Source organism: Lentilactobacillus kisonensis DSM 19906 = JCM 15041 (genome assembly GCF_001434135.1).
Lineage (GTDB): Bacteria > Bacillota > Bacilli > Lactobacillales > Lactobacillaceae > Lentilactobacillus > Lentilactobacillus kisonensis.
Genome location: NZ_AZEB01000004.1, coordinates 25,446 through 44,042, shown reverse-complemented (window position 1 = coordinate 44,042; position 18,597 = coordinate 25,446). Strand labels below are relative to the sequence as shown.

11 protein-coding genes are annotated in these 18,597 nt (G+C 42.2%); 4 read left to right on the top strand and 7 right to left on the bottom strand.

What is annotated here, in order from left to right; all coding sequences use genetic code 11:
* Positions 1-6: 6 nt before the first annotated feature.
* Positions 7-1,125 (bottom strand): acyl-CoA dehydrogenase family protein, encoded by a 1,119-nt coding sequence (locus FC98_RS03260; protein ID WP_056949196.1) that lies wholly within the window; start codon positions 1,123-1,125, stop codon positions 7-9.
* 194 nt (positions 1,126-1,319) lie between these two features.
* Between FC98_RS03260 and FC98_RS03255 the strand changes: the two genes are divergently transcribed.
* Complete coding sequence (locus tag FC98_RS03255; protein WP_008855911.1) at positions 1,320-2,186, top strand: helix-turn-helix domain-containing protein; 867 nt, start codon at positions 1,320-1,322, stop codon at positions 2,184-2,186.
* 668 nt (positions 2,187-2,854) lie between these two features.
* Positions 2,855-4,300, top strand: a complete 1,446-nt coding sequence (locus tag FC98_RS03250; RefSeq protein ID WP_040470665.1) for an MFS transporter — start codon at positions 2,855-2,857, stop codon at positions 4,298-4,300.
* Positions 4,301-4,582: 282 nt separating this feature from the next.
* Here FC98_RS03250 and FC98_RS03245 read toward each other — a convergent pair whose 3' ends face one another.
* The 3 genes from FC98_RS03245 to FC98_RS03235 are packed head-to-tail and all read right to left on the bottom strand — an operon-like array spanning position 4,583 to position 8,565.
* Positions 4,583-5,464: an aldose 1-epimerase family protein gene (locus tag FC98_RS03245; protein ID WP_056949195.1), complete on the bottom strand. Its 882-nt coding sequence runs from the start codon at positions 5,462-5,464 to the stop codon at positions 4,583-4,585.
* A gap of 23 nt (positions 5,465-5,487) precedes the next feature.
* Positions 5,488-6,912 carry a glucuronate isomerase gene (uxaC, locus tag FC98_RS03240; RefSeq protein WP_056949194.1) on the bottom strand — a complete coding sequence of 475 codons (1,425 nt, stop codon included), beginning with the start codon at positions 6,910-6,912 and terminating at the stop codon, positions 5,488-5,490.
* Between the two features lie 30 nt (positions 6,913-6,942).
* The gene (locus tag FC98_RS03235) at positions 6,943-8,565 is read right to left on the bottom strand and encodes a mannitol dehydrogenase family protein (RefSeq protein WP_056949193.1); all 1,623 of its coding nucleotides are present in this window, start codon (positions 8,563-8,565) and stop codon (positions 6,943-6,945) included.
* A 195-nt stretch (positions 8,566-8,760) separates the two neighbouring features.
* Between FC98_RS03235 and FC98_RS03230 the strand changes: the two genes are divergently transcribed.
* Together FC98_RS03230 and FC98_RS03225 are read left to right on the top strand one after the other, a co-directional pair.
* A complete protein-coding gene (locus tag FC98_RS03230; RefSeq protein WP_040470662.1) occupies positions 8,761-9,462 on the top strand; it encodes a GntR family transcriptional regulator in 702 nt (233 codons plus the stop codon).
* A gap of 94 nt (positions 9,463-9,556) precedes the next feature.
* Entirely contained in the window at positions 9,557-10,891 is a 1,335-nt protein-coding gene (locus FC98_RS03225; RefSeq protein ID WP_008855415.1) for an MATE family efflux transporter, read from the top strand.
* 110 nt (positions 10,892-11,001) lie between these two features.
* On the opposite strand, the gene FC98_RS03220 is transcribed toward FC98_RS03225, so the two are convergent.
* The 3 genes from FC98_RS03220 to uidA all read right to left on the bottom strand — a co-directional run bounded on the left by FC98_RS03220 (position 11,002) and on the right by uidA (position 18,112).
* The gene (locus FC98_RS03220; RefSeq protein ID WP_054654332.1) at positions 11,002-13,134 is read right to left on the bottom strand and encodes a DUF5776 domain-containing protein; all 2,133 of its coding nucleotides are present in this window, start codon (positions 13,132-13,134) and stop codon (positions 11,002-11,004) included.
* Positions 13,135-13,654: 520 nt separating this feature from the next.
* Entirely contained in the window at positions 13,655-16,150 is a 2,496-nt protein-coding gene (locus FC98_RS03215; RefSeq protein ID WP_056949192.1) for a glycoside hydrolase family 31 protein, read from the bottom strand.
* Between the two features lie 147 nt (positions 16,151-16,297).
* Positions 16,298-18,112, bottom strand: a complete 1,815-nt coding sequence (uidA, locus tag FC98_RS03210; RefSeq protein ID WP_056949191.1) for a beta-glucuronidase — start codon at positions 18,110-18,112, stop codon at positions 16,298-16,300.
* Between the last annotated feature and the right edge of the window lie 485 nt (positions 18,113-18,597).

Here is an 18,597-nt window from a genome sequence, read left to right as displayed (position 1 = left end):
AACCCCCTACTTTGCGATTTCGGCATTGGTAATTTCTAAATTCATTTTTTCAATGGTTCCCTCAGCAAGTTCCATGGCCCGGGCATCCCGAATTAAATGTTCTACCGGATACTCGCGACTATAGCCGTAGCCGCCTAGAACTTGAAGGGCTTCATCGCCAGATCGAACTGCTGCCCGGCTGCCATATGATTTAGCCATCGCCGCGGTTTCGGCATAAAGCTGATTAGCCACTTTTTGTTGTGCCCCTTTTTGGTAAAGCGCCCTGGTGTTCTGGCGCGCAATTGCAATATCAGCGATTTTCTCTTGGATAACCTGCAGTTGGTAGAGCGGTGTCGTTAATGCCTTTCGTTCTTTGGAATAATTAATGGCAATCCCAAGTTCGTGTTCGATAATTCCTGCAAGAATTGCGCCCATTAGTACCCGAGCGTCGGCATGCGCGTTATCACCAATTTCAAGGCCCTGACCAACTTTTCCTAGTAAATGATCTGCCGGTACCACAACATGATCAAGAACCACTTCACCAACTGGCGTCCCTCGCAGCCCAATGAAATCTTCGCGTTTGCCAAATTGGAAACCGGGCATATCCTTATCAACAACGAATACCGCCATTTGGTCATCCTCAGTCTTTGATAAAATACAGTAAACTTCAGCCAATCCGCCATTAGTAATCATAATTTTATCGCCGGTAATGACCCAATTATCTCCCTGTTTAACGGCACGAGTTGAGATGCCCTTTGGATTTGAACCACCAGAAGGTTCAGTCATTGAAAACGCAAAGATTCGGTGACCGGCACTCGGAAGATACTTATCATTTAACGATGGTTGCCCATATTTAGTAAACTGTTCAATTGTCTTAAAATGACCTTCCAGCGTCACGGCCATACTCGCATTCCCAATTGCCATTTTGTTCAACGCGTCAGCAGCGGCCGTATAGTCAAAGCCAGCGCCACCATATTGGCTGGGTAACGTAATCTTAAGTAGGCCATTATCAATAACCCTTTGAAAGAGTCCCGCGGGGTAATCACCCTTTTGATCAATTTCCATGTCAAGCGGTGCCAACTCGTTAGCGGTAAATTCCTTAACCATTTGAATAAGCATCCGGTTCTGATCTTCAATGACTGTCATATCTTTCCTCCTGTGTATTTTTTCACAATCCCTTATATTCCAAAACTATATAATTAAATATTCCAAATGTCAATACATTCAAAGTTGAAATTATTATATTTTCAGATATTATGTATGAGAGTAGTCATTTTCAATCTATCACGGCAACTTACCGGTTAGGTCCATAACACCCACTCAAAAAAGGGAGAATCGTCATGAATATCACAAGATTTGTTGAACGCCGAAAAGAACTTGGCTATTCGCAGAGCGATCTAGCTAAAGGGATCTGTACGCAGGCAACCATTAGTAAATTTGAAAATAACGGTAAAATGATTTCTACTAAGATTCTTTCTCAACTCTGTCAGCGATTAGGAATCTCAATAAGTGAAATTTTTCCCAATCCAATTGATACCGATTCCGAGGTCCAACACCGACTGCAAACGGCAGAATTTGATCTCATCACGACTGAATACGATGAGGCCATTGCGATCTTACAATCAATTAATTTTGAAACAATCATAAACGATACAACCAAAATGACGTATCTCATTATTAAGGGTTACGGATTAGCCCTCAGTAATCAAGGCACTGATGAAGCTGTTTTCTGTTTTGACCAAATCCTAAATGGCTACGATGAACCTCACAATACCATTTATTCACAACTTGCTTACGTTGGCTTAGGAATCGCCTACCAGCAAGTTAAAAATCTTGACAAAGCCCAATTTTATTTTGCTAAAATGCCTAAACAGCTCGCTGAGCATCCCACCGATGACGTAGCTGATGTCTGGAAAACATTAACAATGCTCTTTTATACTGGTAGCTTCTATGCCTTAATCAAAGATCTTAAGACAAGTGACTCGCTCCTAACTTCTTTAATTCATCTAAGTTCCAATCGCCATGTAACTTTTTACGTCGCTAGAGCCCAATTCCAGTTAGCCCTGAATATTTTCACAGATAAGGGCGCCACCTCTGAGGTCACTGCCTTACTGAGAGATGCCGAGGCATTTGCCCGCTTCAACCACAATCAAAATCTTCTCGATAAAATCCAATTATTCAGTCACAGTAATAATATAAGCCGTTGAGTTTTTCTATTTAAATTTCATATCTGATGGTCAAAGTTCGAGTTAGTCCTTTTATGCTCGAACTTTTTTCTTATTTTAAAATAACCATCATGCTATTCTATGCCAATTCTCTTATTGGCTTAAGGGTTTACTATTGTCCATATACCAATGATTGTTCGGTATTTTTCTCAACTGCAAAGTTTACAAAAATTTAATTCGCACAAATAGTTGAAAGCGCTAACAGAACATGGTATTCTCTTTTTGACTGATGTATCAGTTAGGATATCTGTGCAAAGCAGAGTCCTGCTCGCTTACCTTAGGACATCTCCTCCAGGCAGCAATCTGCGCGTAAGCACCTCCAGCAAAAATTCCAAAACCGGGAATTTCCGCCGGAGGAGACTTACACTCCGATTGCTAATCGCCTGGATCCGCTCACTTGTTTTTAGGACAGCTGCGCAAAGCAGAAACTTCCACATAAGCACCTCTGGCAAAAATCCCCCAAAACCAGGGATTTCTGCCAGAGGAAACTTATGTTCCAGTTTCTAACCGCTTTGCTCCGCTCACTTACTTAGGAGGGATTCGCCATGCCTTAATCATTTTTTTGCTCGACCATTCCGGTTTTTATTCATTTTTTTGTTGTTGAAATTATTCGATTATTGACGATATTTATTTTAGAGGAAGTGGCCATTTTGGATAAGACTCAAAAAACCGTTTTTATAGATAGCCATCCATTTAATATTAAAGATAAGATTGGCTATATGTTTGGTGACATTGGTAACAACTTTTCATTTAACGTTGTTAACTCATTCCTGATGATCTTTTACACCAACGTGCTTGGCCTAACCGGCGCGCAAGTTGGGACACTATTCATTATTGCGCGTTTTGTGGATGCCTTCGCTGATATAACAGTTGGCCGGCTAGTTGATAACAGTAAACTTCATAAGAGCGGCCGTTTCAAACCGTGGATGGTTCGCATGAAGTATCCACTGCTGATTTCACTGGTACTGCTCTTTGTTCCAATCGTTAAGACTTGGGGAATGCCATTACGACTGACCTACGTCTTCATTACCTACCTAGCATGGGGGATCTTTTACTCATCCGTTAATATTCCTTATGGCTCAATGGCTTCTGCTATCAGTAGTGACCCTAACGACAAAACATCGCTTTCAACGTTCCGGGCAATGGGGTCTGCGTTAGGTAGTGCCATTACCAGCTATATCATTCCAATGTTTATGTATATTGGTGCCACTCAAAAAATCTCTGGTAACCGATTCTTCTGGGTGGTTGTTGCTTGTGCAATTCTTGGCTACATCTGTTATGAATTAACAACTCATTTAACAACTGAACGGGTACGAACTGAAAAAAGTGAAAAAGTCCCAATGGGTCGTTTGGTAAAGGGAATGCTTGAAAACCGGGCTTTGCTAATCCTAGTTCTTGCTGACCTCATCTTGGTTATTTTCCAAAACCTATCTGGAACCCTAATTTCGTATCTATTTAACGACTACTTCCAAAACAAAGCAGCCATGTCACTAGCTTTGATTGTCAATTTCGCCACCGTCCTCCTATTAGCGCCCTTTAGTAACTGGATGACCCGCCGATTTGGCCGAAAAGAAGCTTCTGTCACTGCCTTGATATTTGGAGCCATCATGTATGGCATTCTGCTTGTTTCCCACACCCACAGCGTTGAATTTTACTTAATTATGCTGGTATTAGGGTCATTAGGAGCCGGTGTCTTCAACTTAATGATTTGGGCATTTATTACCGATGTTATCGATAATCATGAAGTGATTACCGGCGTCCGTGAAGACGGGATAGTCTATGGGGTTAATTCTTTTGCTCGTAAAGTTGCCCAGGCCATTGCCGGTGGTTTCGGTGGCTTCATGTTAACCTTCATCGGCTACGTTTCATCAACCAGCGGTGGCGTTCAGCAAACCACAGCCGTTGTTAACCGGATTTATGAACTAGCAACTGGTGTTCCAACCGTTTGTTTAACACTAGATGCCATTATTCTGTTCTTCTTCTACCCATTGAGTAAGAAGAAAGTGCTTGAGAATGCGGCCACCCTTCGGAGAATCCATATGGAGAACACTGAGGAAGAAGAAAAGACAGACAATTCAGATTCAACAAATAAATAAGCTATTTAATCTTTAGCTTTAATCTATTGGCGGTAGGAAGTTCGGACTGGTAACCCTCAATTTCGATTCCTACCGCTTTATTGTCCAATCAGTTAAGGCGATTCTGCATTCTTTACAGTAGAAAATTATTATGATGTGCCTAAGGCTGTACCCGCCAATCCATTTCCCAATGTACCAAAAAAGCAACCATCCCAAATCTGGAATGGTTGCTTTTTTGCACGCTGGATGAGGTAAGGATAACTGGCGAGAAGCCCCTATTATTCCAATCTCTTTAAAACGCGCTTATTGTAACTTAAGGTTAACGTGATAACTCTTAGAATCATTGGCAGCAAGGTGATGGTTACCTTCCTTTGATTGCAATTCAACTAAATCACCATAGACATCAGGCAACCCGTTAAATGGTTCAATACATAAGAACGGTGCGTTGGCGCCCTCCTTAGTCCACAAGGTTACATGATCAAAATCAGCAACATCCACCGTAACTGCATGTTTTGTCACCTTTGAATAGAGCTTAACCGTCTTGATCCCGGTATTCTTAATAATCAGTAACCCTTTAGCAAACATGTCGTGATCCAATTCAACGATCCCATTATGATAGTTAGGCAGCTTTTCAAGCTTACCAGAGCGATAAGGATTTGGCTTCTTAACAATTTCATAGGTACTCAGTGAATCTTGCGCTGGTTCCAAATCTAATCGATAGTCATCAAAAGAACCTTCGCCATCTATTGGCACATTGAAGGCTGGATGATAACCCAGTGAGTACGAGAGATCGCTATTGCCATTGTTTTGAACGGCAAACACAACGTCTAAACCTGCATCCGTTAAAGTGAAGGTAACACTAAATTCAAAATCAAACGGATAATAGTTCTTGGTTGCCTCGTTTGATTTTAACGACAACGTCACCTGATCACCTTTTTTATCAGTGACGTCAAAGTCGAAATCAGCAACAAACCCGTGCTGAGGCATTTCGTACTTGTGACCATTAATCAAATAAGCATCGTCATTTGAACGGCCAATTGCTGGAAACAAAATTGGTGCGTGCTTTGGCCACAAATCATTATTCCAAATATAATCAAAGTGACCACTCTTATTAATCAGATGAGTCAATTGGCACCCGTGTTCGTCAATTTCCACACTAAAATGAGCATTTTCAATTTTTTGCATCGTAGATACTCCTCTTCTGAAAGCTAGTCCTTATTGAAGAATCCAAATTGATTATAGGCATTGTTGTAAGAGATGTCCTCAACAATTTGGCCCAGGTAGTCTTCATCATCAGGTGCCTGACCACGCTCAACCCATTCGCCAATAACGTTGCAAAGTACCCGGCGGAAGTATTCATGGCGGGGATATGATAGGAAGCTTCGAGAATCAGTTAGCATCCCAACAAAGTTAGGTAGCAAGCTCTGTTCAGCCATAATCGTCAACTGACGTTTCATGCCATCAAAGGTATCATTGAACCACCAAGCAGCGCCAAGTTGTAATTTTTGAACACCGTCTTGTTGGAAATCACCCATTCCGGTCGCTAATTCCATCCAGTCATTAGGGTTCAATGAATAAAGAATGGTGCGTGGAATTTCGTTTTCAGTTTGCATATCAATTAATAACTTCATGAATTCTTGCGCGATATCTGGTTGGGTTCCCATAGAATCAAAGCCACCATCGGGACCGAAGCTCTTAAACATTGGCTTGTTGGCATTTCGCGTAACGTTCATGTGGAATTGCATGGTCCAATTGAATTCCTTGTTCAATTTCATCAAACCTTCAACCAACATCGTTTGATACTTATCAATGTCTGACGTGGATAATGGTTTGTTATCACAGGCACGCTCAATGATATCGTTTAATTCATCGTCACTAGCCTTTTCAAATCTAAAGAAATTCAAGCCATGGTCAGATAGTCGGCCACCAACACTGTTAAAGTATTCAAACCGTTGCCGTAAGGCCGCCATTAAATGCTTGAAAGAATCAATCTGAACGCCAGAAACAGCTGACAATCGATCCAAATATTCGCCAAATGTAGTATCAGTTAAATGCAAAGCCTTATCTGGACGCATTGCTGGCAATACTTTGAAGCCGTTGTCAGCCTCTTCTTTCTTCAATAACTTGTGATACTTCAAGTCAGATGCTGGGTCATCAGTCGTGCAAACTGCTTTAACGTTCATCCGTTTGATGAGGTTGCGTGGCTTGAAATCGTCAGTTGCCAACATCTCATTGGCTTTCTTCCAAATATCGGGAGCTGACTTTTTATTAAAGACGTCATCAATACCAAAGAAACGCTTTAATTCCAAGTGGGTCCACTCATACAGTGGATTTCCCAGTGATTTTTCGATGGTTCCGGCCCAGGCAATAAACTTCTCGTAATCATCGCCATCACCCGTAATCAGGTCTTCAGGCACTCCGTTCGCCCGCATTAGGCGCCATTTATAATGGTCACCAACACTACCATCATTTACCCAAATTCGGGTAATGTTGTCGTAGTTGCGGTTGTCATAAATTTCCTTAGGATCCAAGTGACAATGGTAATCGATAATTGGCATTTTTGAAGCGTGATCGTGGAACAATTTTTTTGCCATTGGCGTGGTTAATAAGAAATCATCATTTAGTAAAGTCATCAATAAAGTCTCCTCTTAGAAGTGTATTCATTAAACAATTTGTGCGTATTTAGACAACGTGTCTTCCAGTGTCTTACGAACGGCACCAGTACCACTAATTTGTTGCGCAAAGTAATTCTCAACCGTTTCGCCCATGCCAATTTCGTATAAGTCATGACCAAAGATTGACTTGTTAGCAAGAATGTCTTTCAAGTGCGCATGAACGTCGGTCTTTTCACCTAGCCTAATATCGCTCACTTTAGGTTGAAGCTCTGCTAGCAATGGATCTGGACTTGGTTCAAATGAGTTGCCTTGATCATCAATTGCCATTAAGTAACGGCACCAAGTTGCCAGAACGAGTGGAATGAAGTGTAGGTCTTTTGGATCACGCTTAGGATCATCAATATAGTGTTGAATTGTAACCCCATAACGGACTGACAATTTCTGCGACGTATCTGACGCAATTCGTTGCGGCATATCAGGGATGTATGGGTTAGGGAGACGTTTGTTAACCAACTGATCGATAAAGGTCTTGGGGTTAATTACCTTGGGATCCTTCACAACTGGCAACCCTTCCACGTAACCAATTTGCTTGATTAAGTTAAGCATATCCTTATCGCTAACTTCCTTAGCAATCGAATTAAACCCTAATAAGCTCCCGTTAACGGCTAAAGCAGTGTGTAGTGGGTTTAAGCAAGTGGTAACCTTCATTTCGTCGGCATCATTAACGGTGTCGCGATCAGTTAGGATAACCCCGGCCTTGTCCAATGCTGGCCGGCCATTTGGAAAATCATCTTCAACCACTAAGTAATGGACCTCTTCCGTATTAGTAAATGCGGCAATATTAGTGTGGCCTGGTGTATGGTAGATCTTATAATCGTCGAAACCATCTTCCTTGAGCTTTTCTGAAACGGCTTCTGAAGGATTGGGCGTAATTCGGTCAATCATTGACAGTGGGAAACTAACGGCCTTATCATCTTTCAAATAATCGATAAATTCAGATGGTACCAACCCATTTTCTGCCCAGCCGTTCGCAATCGTTAAGACGCTCTTTTCAAGCTTTTCCCCATTTTGAGAGAAGTTATCAGTGCTCAGCAATGCCATTGGGTACTTGCCAGCTTTAAAGCGAGCAAACATTAAAGCAGTCAATGAAGCCATGTTGTTTTTAGGGGCTTCAGGCCCATTCTTAATGTCATCTTCAATCATTGGCAATAGGTTGCCTTGGCTGTCCCAAAGGTTATAACCCTTTTCAGTGATTGAAAAGGTTGCTAATTGAAGGGCTGGGTTTTCAAAAATCTTGAATAATTTTCCCCAACCGTCTGGATTGCTCTGATCAAAAAACAACGCATCGGCAACCGACGCAAACAACTCTTTTTCAAATTTACCATCTTCATGAGTAATTACCCGTAAAATTCGATTATTGAACTTGCGGTAAACATCGTCAACGACACCCTTATCATGGGTTTCAGCAACGACAATTCCCGAATCGAGATCTCCTGATTCAATTAATCGGTTAGCAATTGCGGCGTGGAAAGCTCTAAATAAGTTACCACCACCAAAATGAACCCAGCGGGTTGCCCCCGTCTTCGTACTAATATCATAATCAGGAACCTTGATGTCAGCGTCCGTAAATTCTTTTTTATTTGTCAAATAATTATCAGTAATTTTTACCATCAATTGATCCTCCTATTGCAATCTTTATAGACTGTACCGCCAAGCGATGTTAAAAGCGAAACTAATACACCAGTATTCTGAATCCGCTTACAGGTTAATTATATTCTGATATATCAGATTGTCAATACCCACATTTCGAGACGCGCCGGTCATACTCAGTATGCTATAATGTGTGGTGTTATAAAGGAGATTATGATGATGGATAATATGAGAAGCGATGCTTACCACGAAATTAAATACAAAATCATTCACTTTGACTACATCCCTGGCCAAAAAATATCTGAAAAAACCATTTCTCAAGAACTCGGATTAGGGAGAACCCCTGTCAGAGAAGCGATCATCCGAATTGAACGGGAAGGCTTAATTGAAGTTATTCCCCAGAGTGGGACCTATATTACGAGAATTGATATGGCAGATGCCAAGGACGCCCGCTTCGTCCGGGAATGTATCGAACCCAAGATTATGATTAACGCCGCTGCCAATATTTCAGAAGACGCACTTGCTACTTTACGGGAAAACTTAAAGGAGCAAGACAAAACGGCGAGTGAAATCAACCCCGATAGCTTTTTCGACCTTGATCAGGATTTTCATCATGAATTCTATAAAGTCGTTGATAAGGATACCGTTTGGGATTGGCTCCAGATTAATAACACCCAGTTAAACCGGTTCCGTCGACTCCGTTTGAAGGAAATGGACTTGAACTGGAGTACCATTTACACCCAACACAAGCATATTTTTGATGCCGTGGTTGAGAAAAACATCGATGATTTGGAATATTTGGTTAATGAACATCTGCATTTAATGTTGTTGGAAAAGGGCCAAGTCTTAGAGGCTTACCCAGACTATTTCCGAAACTATGATGAGGAAAGCAATTCGGCATCAGATACGTCAAATTAAGTAAATTTCTGAAATATATTTAATGGGCGAAAGCAGTTTTAGCCGCTTTTCGCCCATTATTTAGTCTTCAGTCATTGGAAAGGTTTCCGGATTTATGAATAAACAGGACCTTACGGTTGGTAATCCCCTGACCAAACTCATCCTATTCTCTTTACCACTGGTCGGCGGTTCACTATTTCAACAGCTCTACAACTTCATCGATACCCTAATTGTGGGCCGTTTAATTGGCATTGACGCGGTGGCTGCGGTTGGGGCTTATTATCCACTCAGCTTTTTAATCATCGGCTTTATTCAGGGAAGTTCAATTGGGTTTAGTATCCCTCTGTCCCAAAGTGTTGGCGCTCATGATGAGTTAGCAACCAAGCAATTTTTCACTAATGGCGTTTGGCTAAGCGTCATTTATGCCATTGTCTTAACGCCATTAATGATCGTCGTGGCCTCACCTCTATTGAAGGGGCTCAATACGCCCACCAATATTATGTCAATGGCGCTAACCTTTACCACCATTTCTTTCATTGGCATCCCCGCCAACATTCTTTACAATTACTCTGCCGCGGCATTACGCGCATTTGGTGATTCGATTCACCCTCTGCACTTCTTAATAATTTCCTTAGTTCTCAACGTGATCCTTGATCTGGTTTTTATCCTGCAATTCCATATGGGGGTTGCCGGAGCTGCATGGGCAACGGTGATCAGCGAGTTTGTTGGTGGCTTATTAAACATTGCTCTTTTCTTCGTTGGCCATTCAAAGTTATCACTTCAAAAGGCGCATTGGCGATTCTCACTACCCCACGTTCGTAAAATGAGTGTCATTGGCATCCCCATGGGCTTTGAGTATTGTGTCTCGGCAATTGGCGCTATTATTATGCAAGACGCCATTAACCGGCTGGGCTCCAGCATTGTAGCTGCACAATCAGCTGCCGATAAAATTCGGCAGCTGTTCACCCTACCGATGGAAAGCGTTGGGGCGGCCATGGCCACTTACCAAGCCCAAAACTTTGGTGCTAAAAACCGGCAGCGAATAAAAAGAGGGATCACTAACGGCGTCCTCATCCAAGTTGCTTACTCAATCATCTCATTTATCGTCGTCAACTTGGCTAAGGTTCCTTTAGTCACGATGGTTCTAGGAACTGATTCGCCAGCAACAACCAAAAGCGCAGTCGAATATCTCACCATTATTTCCTTTTTCTTCCCAATTCACGGACTATTAATGATTTTTCGAAACACACTGCAGGGATGGGGTCACAGTCTTTATGCCATCATCTCTGGTTTTGGTGAACTGTTGGGCCGTTCAATCGGTAGTTTCATTGCGCTGGGTTCAGCAGGCTTTGTGGCGATTTGTTATTCAAATCCGATTGCCTGGGCAATTTCGTTGGTTTATTGCGTCTTCACAGTGTGGCAGCTATTTATCCGGGACGAGTTAAGCTAGAGTTTTAAAAAGTGGCAACCAATCTCTTCAAAATTAAAAGCTCCCAACCATTCACAAAACATGAATGGCTGGGAGCTTTTAACAAAAGTGGTAAGTCCGATTTTTAGGATTTATCGCTTGATTACTTTAACGTATTTGGTATTGCCAGTGATGTACCCACCAGCAATGTGATATCTCAAAGTACCAGCCTTGGTAACGCTATTGGCGTGTGAGAAATCGTAATTCTTAATTCGAATCTTGGTACCACGCTTGATGTGTTTATTACGTTCGGTTAAGTTAATTGTCTTGTAACGCTTAAGGTCCTTCTTAGCCCTGACGTAACGTGGCATCTTTTGCTTACCCATCTTAACCAGCTTGCGGTTTCCAGTAATGTAATTCCCGTTACTCAAAACATAGCGAGTGGTTAAGTTATGATGGATAAACTTGGTGACGTGGAGGACAGTGCCTTGCTTGTAGTTGCGAACCTTCTTAGTTAAATTGACCTTCTTATAAGCATTAACACCCCGGGGATTAATGACAGTAAGCGTCTTGTATTTACTTTGATAGTACACAGGGCGAACATAATTCCAATTAGCGGTGATGTAACCAACTAACCCATCTGTTTTGCTGGCATGATTCACATCGCGGACTTTGTATCTTAATTTACCAGTTGCTGATCTCCGGTAACCTGTGACCACAAACATTGGCCGGTAAGGACGAGGCTTCTTTGAGTAGCTGGCTTTTCGAGCAGCCTTCGTGAAATTGGTGTTTTTATAGAGGTGAATTTTTCGTAATGAATAAACGGCTTGGCCCACAAAACTTTCTTTGGTAGGAGTTGCTGGCCGCGATTCGGTTTTTGATGGGACTGTTGACTCACTGCTTGGCGTAACAGCCGGGTTTGTGTCAGACGTAACGCTTGGTGTATCGGGATTAACCGGGGTAACCGGGTTAGCGTTCTTCTTGTAAACAACGGTAATTGTCCCACCGGCCTCTGGGATGACGACTTGGCCGCTGACAACTTTGCTATCGTTGACGGTATAACCCGGAATGGTTGGAACATTAACTTTATCGCCAGCATAGCCTTTACCACTAACGTCTTTGTTCAATGACTGACCATTTTCATCAACTAGGTGAATGGTGTAATTGATTTCAGAAGCGATGGTATAGGGGAGATAATAATCAATGGTATCACTACTGATTGAAGTTCCGTAACAAGCAATCATATAATACGAATCCGTTTTAGAACCGGTGTTAATAACTGTAGCCGTAGTTCCCCATGGATCATTTTTAACGTAATTGGGTTTAATTTGTTGGGCAAGCCCGGTAAACGTTATATTATCTTTCGTATCTCCCGTTATCGTCTGAGTTCCACCCCGTGCAATTCCGTTTTGCCAAACTTCTAGTTGTTGATAATGCGGGTAATCGGGAATGAAGTAGCCCATTACATCGGGGGCCAACTCGATATTTTTAGATTGATAGGGGGCACCAACGGCAGAATTTGTGGAATTCTTAGGCAATGCATCCTTAAAAACATTTTCCCAGGTATAGGAATTGCCATGTAGCGTAATCGGTGAGTGAAAGATTATCTGCTCGGACCAAGCAAAGTTTTGTGTGTAATCATTAGCATCAAGCACATTTAGGTTAGCAATACAATTACCGCTAACATCCAACCAGGTTACATTTGGGAGATGTTGATGATCAATGGGTGAAACATCTGTAATTCGATTGCCAGCTAAATTAATGTGCTCTAAATGAGTCAAGTTCTCTAAGGGGGTTACATCAATGATATCCCCTCGATAAAATTTTGACCCATAATTTGAGTCAGCTGCCAGTTTTAATGTTTTCAAGTTGGTAGCATATTCTAACCCCTTCAGAGAATAGTTACCCGGGTTGACCTCTGGCTCGATGGCACCGTTACTATTTTTGACAACGGTGTCTAAATTGTTATAGGTTTGGTCCTTGCCGGGGGTACCGGGATCCCAAGTCAACGAGGTCAATTGACCCAGCGCAGTTGTAAAATCCGCTGTACTAATAGTAGCTAGTGTGGTACTGCTGTCCACCAATCCTTGTTCCTTCATGTTATACAGGACAAGCTCCTGCAATTTCTGATTTGGCATAATATCAGAAATGCTCTGATAAGCTGATGAATCGGCCCGAGCGATGATTGTAACTGGCGTGGTTGTGAACTGGGTGATAGTGGTTGTTAATAAAATAGTTGAGCACATTAAGATAAGTGCCGTCAATAAATGCTTTTGTGATTTCATTTTAATTCTCCCCCTCAAAATACAGCGTACCGTCCTGCTTAACCCAGCTCTGTATCGCCAAGCTAACCCTTTATATTAGTTAACTAGATTAGTATGATTTTTGGGATTGACTTTGTCAAGATCAATGCTTTAACCGTTATGGATTGTTTGATAACGTATTGATGAGGCAACTCTTTTTCTAGTGAACGTAGATTGCTGAGCATCCACATCCAATTTGCGAGCGATTAATACCCAGCGATTGAATTTAGAATAACGATAATAATCCCGATAATAATTGCGATGATCAGAATAATAATTTGTTGTTTAACCGAAACATTTAACCGCTGACCATTGAAAATCTGACATAAAATGGCACTCTGCCCCCTTTAAGATGGAATTTCCGCCGCTATCTAGTGGAATGGTGATCCGAAAAGCAGCTGCTAACAATATAAGGGCCCTCCCTCTAAAATCCCCAAAACCAGGATTTTAGAGGGAGGGCCCTTATATTACCGCAGCTAACCGCTTTTCTCCGCACACTTACTTAAATCGAAATCAAATCCTTCACCTTGAAATTAAGAGCCACCTGATAATCTGCTTCACTCGGTCGTTCAAATTTCACAATTACCCGCCGGTTTTCACCATTGAAGAACCAGCCTTGACTTGCATTCACAAATTTATCATAGTTCAAGAACTGCTCAATTTCCTTGCCCAAAATTGAAACTTGAGCTGGGGCTGTTTGGGGACATAATACCTCCAATTTGAACTGCTTTACCTTTGATGCGTAACTGCCGGCGTTATGAACGTCAACCACAACGCCATCGTTTGAGCTCGACACCTGGTAATTCGTGGTTAAATAATTGCCACTTTGGTAATCATTAGTCTTCCCATCATCTTCATAGAGAGTGAAGGAACTTGCCTCCGATGGCTCAATCAACAGGTTCAAACTATCAATAACCTGATTATGAATATTCATCAATCCCGGTGCGGTTGGGATAATACCACCGGTTCTCAGGAACATTGGGATACTGTGCAAGTCAACTGGTACCTGAATCGTTTGCCCACCGTCGTAATAGTGCCCATCAGATAAATTAACCCAGTTTGCACCCTTTGGCAGGTACACTGATTTAATCGTCTGGCCTTTATCCAATACGTTTGCAACTAGCAATGACGACCCCAGCATAAATTCGAAACTCTCTTCTAGAACTTTAGGGTCTTCTTGAAATTCATATACCAGTGGGCGCATGATTGGTGATCCCTTCGTTGAGGCTTCAAATAATAGGGAGTAGAAATAAGGCACTAATCGGTACCGCAAGCGGATGGCATCCCGAATGTATGACATAAACTTAGGGTACATCCACGGTTCCGTCACTGTATTGTCATCATTTGAAGAATGAATCGAGAATCGTGGCTGGAAAATCCCATTTTGAACCCAGCGAACAAAGAGTTCTGGCTCTGGTGCGGGGCCATCAAAGCCACCAATATCACACCCCTGGTTAGCAACTCCTGATAACCCCATTCCTAAGATCGTCGGGACGTTGTACTTCACATTTGTCCAAGACGTCCGGTTATCACCCGCCCAAGTTTGCGCATACCGTTGAATTCCCGCAAACCCGGCTCGGTTGGTAATGTATGGCCGAACATTTGGATTGTAATCATGAATTGCCTTCCGAGCTGACTTCGCCATCATCGTGGACATAATTGGCTTAAGACTCTCAATCGGCTTCCCTAACCCATCGGCAGCCACTTGAGCTTGCCCATCGTTAATTTCGTACTCGTTATTATCGTTCCAAATTGACGTGATTCCTTTGGACAAAAGCGCCTTAGTCATAAAATCATTCCAAGTATTACGACCATCCTCGCTGGTAAAGTCAATAAAGTGAGCGTCACCACCCCAATATTGATCGACTTCATAACCTTTTTTATCTGGCGTCTTTACGAAAGCATTTCCAGCTTCAAAATCCTTCATAAATGGATGGGTTAATAACATCCCCGGCTTAATATTTGGTGCCAGCAAAACCCCACGCTGTTTTAGCTCTTCAACAAAGTTGTTTGGATCTGGAAAACGCTTTTTGTTCCAATTAAACACGTATCGTTTGCCATCACTACCTGATGTATAACCTGACGAAAGGAAAAAGCCGTCACACGGAATGCCGTTTTTCTTACACGTATCGACAAAGTCTAAAATCGCTTGATCTGAATTGGTATCTAACTCAGTGTAGTACATCGTTGATCCCATATAACCCAGTGAAGCTAATGGCGCCATCGCACTCCTTCCAGTCAAATCAGTGTAATGTTCAACGACGTCCTTAACCGTTGGCCCACCAATAAAGAATAGGTCAATATCACCACCATCACACTCAAAGTAGCTAAACCGTTTCCAATAATTGCTATGCTCACTATCCATATCAAATACAGAATCATACGAGTTGTTGTAAAACATTCCCGTTGCTGTGTTCAGTGAGGCGTCCAAGTTAATGTAGAAGGGAATCATTTTATAAAGCGGATCGGATTTAGTTGCGTTCCAACCAAGAGAATCGGTGTTATGCATCCGCATTCGTCGTTTAAATTTATTTAACTCACCTGATTTTTCACCAAATCCATAGAAGAAGTTATGATCGCCCATTTTAGTATAATGGTAGGATCGCCCGTGATCGTCCTGCATAAACGACCGTTTAGCTAAATCCTCGTGAAGTACGGTGCCGTTTTTGTTAGTAATCTTAAACTCAAAGGGTTCTTTGTTGATATGCAAATCGTACTTGGGCCCAGCAATGAGATATTCCTTCCCCTTATCCTCAGCCTTAATTGCCAATGGGGCAACCTTTTGCCGTTCATCCTTAAACAAGTCATCTAATTGGTCATCCCACGCTGTTTTAACCAGCGCATATGACTCCTCGGTATCAAACTGATCCTTGAACGTTCCCCGAATACGAATGATGTTTTCATCCAGCAAATAAACTTGGAACTGAGCCCCATCCGTTTTAACCAATAAATAATTGTCTTCTGGGGTAACTGATAATAATTTTCGACTTACTTTCATTTGATAATCCTCTTTCAATAAGTGAGTGGATCCAGGCGCTTAGAAACTGGAACATAAGTCTCCTCTGACAGAAATCCCTGGTTTTGGGAGATTTTTGTCAGAGGTGCTTACGTTCCAGTTTCTGCTTTGTGCAGCCGTCCTGATCCACTATTTTTTATAGCCAAAATTCGGAATCGAATGCCAGCGTTGGCTAAGATACCTGACAACCGATTTAGGTTCCCGTGAGCGGGTAAAGACGCCCTTTTTATTTCCCTGAACCCGTTGGATACCATACTTAGTCTGGAAATCCGCGAAGTTCCATAATTGTTCCCCGACAAAATTCGGGATCTCATCAAACACCCTGCTATTCATTCTGTAATAGTCTTCTTGAAATTCTTCTGACCACGGTTCATCGTAAGCGCTGTGAAGCCCAGGAATTGTATCAGCACCATATTCCGTATACATAATCGGTTTGTCTGGGTACTTAGCCTGCCAAGCTTTAAGTTCGGCTCTGGTCTTCTCTTCAGAGATTTCCAAATCACCGGTGTCTAGATACCACCCGTAGTATCGATTCAAACAGATCACGTCTAGTAAATCGCTACTCTTATCCGACTGTGGGTTGGACCAAACCAGATCAATATATGTTAGCGGCCGCTTCTGTGGATCGAGCTGGCGGGCTAATTTAAACAACGGTTCAAAATACTCATGAGCCCCTTTTGAATAGTTAGCCGCTTCATTGGCAATCGACCACATTACAACACAGGCGTGATTCTTGTCCCGGTCGATAATTTCGTGAATTGCTTGCCGGTGAGCCGTTGCTGTTTTGAGATCCTTCCAAGTGTCATCTTGATAACCAGGCTTGGAAATCTCAGAGTTGTCAAAGGTAAATGACACCATCAGCCCAACTGCTGGCGTTTCATCAATCACGACAATTCCCTCCCGATCACACAGCCGCATCATTTCATCGGAATATGGGTAATGTGACGTTCGAAAGGAATTAGCCCCCATTTTCTTCATTAGGTTAAGATCTAAAACATTGTACGCTTCATTGAGACCCTTGCCATTAATATAGGTATCCTCATGTTTTCCAAATCCTTTAAAGTAAAATGGCTGGCCGTTAATAAGAAATTTCCCGTCAGTGACCTTGACTGTCCGAACACCAAATGGTTCTTCGTAGATATCTACCGGCTGACCATTAAGCATCCCTTCAACCTTGGCAGTATAGAGGTAAGCGTGCAACGGCTGCCACAAGTGAACACGACTGAGGGTAATTTGCTCATCCGTTCCTGAACCCTCACCAACTTGGTGACCCTCTTCATCAAGAATGATCGTTCGAACTTCATCAAACGGCTCACCACCAGTTTGAACCATAATATGAACATCGGCCTGCTTATGGGCCAAGTCGACATCGGGGGCAATCACAATATCATCAATGTGGGCTTTAGGCGTTGAATAAATTTTAATCGGCCGATTCAAGCCAGCATAGTTAAAGAAATCAAAGTTTTCGTCCACCTTACGGGTAATATGACCATCGACGTCCTTAGTTTCACTATAGTTACCAACCGGGATGGTCGAATAGTCCAAAATATTACTTAGTTTGACAGTTAATAAGTTGTCTTCGTCTTTAAGGTAGTCGTTAATCTCAACTTCAAAGGGTGTAAAGCCACCTTTGTGATGCGTAATCTCCTTACCATTTAAATAGACCCAAGCTTCATGAGTGGCCGACCCGAATCTCAAAACTAATCGTTGCGCTCTTAAGGGTTTTGCCACCGTGAAGGACCGTTGATACCAGAAGTAACCAGTGTGACTCCTAATTTTAGCCTCCGCGGTCTGATCGTTAAACGATGCCGGAACAGCCATTACGTCATTGGTTGGCAGTGGTTTTCCTGGATCAATTGGCGTCGTTTCTGGATCAACCATAAACTTCCATACTCCGTTTAAATCAGTTACGGTTCTACTTGTTGTGTTAGTTGGATATAGCATATTTCCGTCTCCTTCACATACTTCTAAACGTGACAACCTGCGTGACCAAAACTAATACATCAGTATTATTACATCACAAAATATATCACATTTAGGTAGCGCTTTCAATGCTATTGAGGGAGATTTACTGATTATAAGTAACTACCAGATTCTCTACTTCATCACTTAGTAGGAATGTCAAAAGCCGTCATCGCCATTGCGTAGTTGCAATGTGTGCCGAGAGATCGTTACTTATATATAAAAATGTCCCCAAAATTTTAGGGACATTTTTTATTATTGCAGCATGCTACTTTATTTTGTTAGTGCTCAAGAATTGAATCTTCTCTAACGATATAAGGGAATATCCCTAAAATTCCAAAACCAGGATGATCCTTTTAACTATATAGATTAGGACCGCTCCGCAAAGCAGACGCTAAACATATAAGGGGAATATCCCTAAAATCCAAAACCAGGATTTTAGGGATATTCCCCTTATATGACCGCGT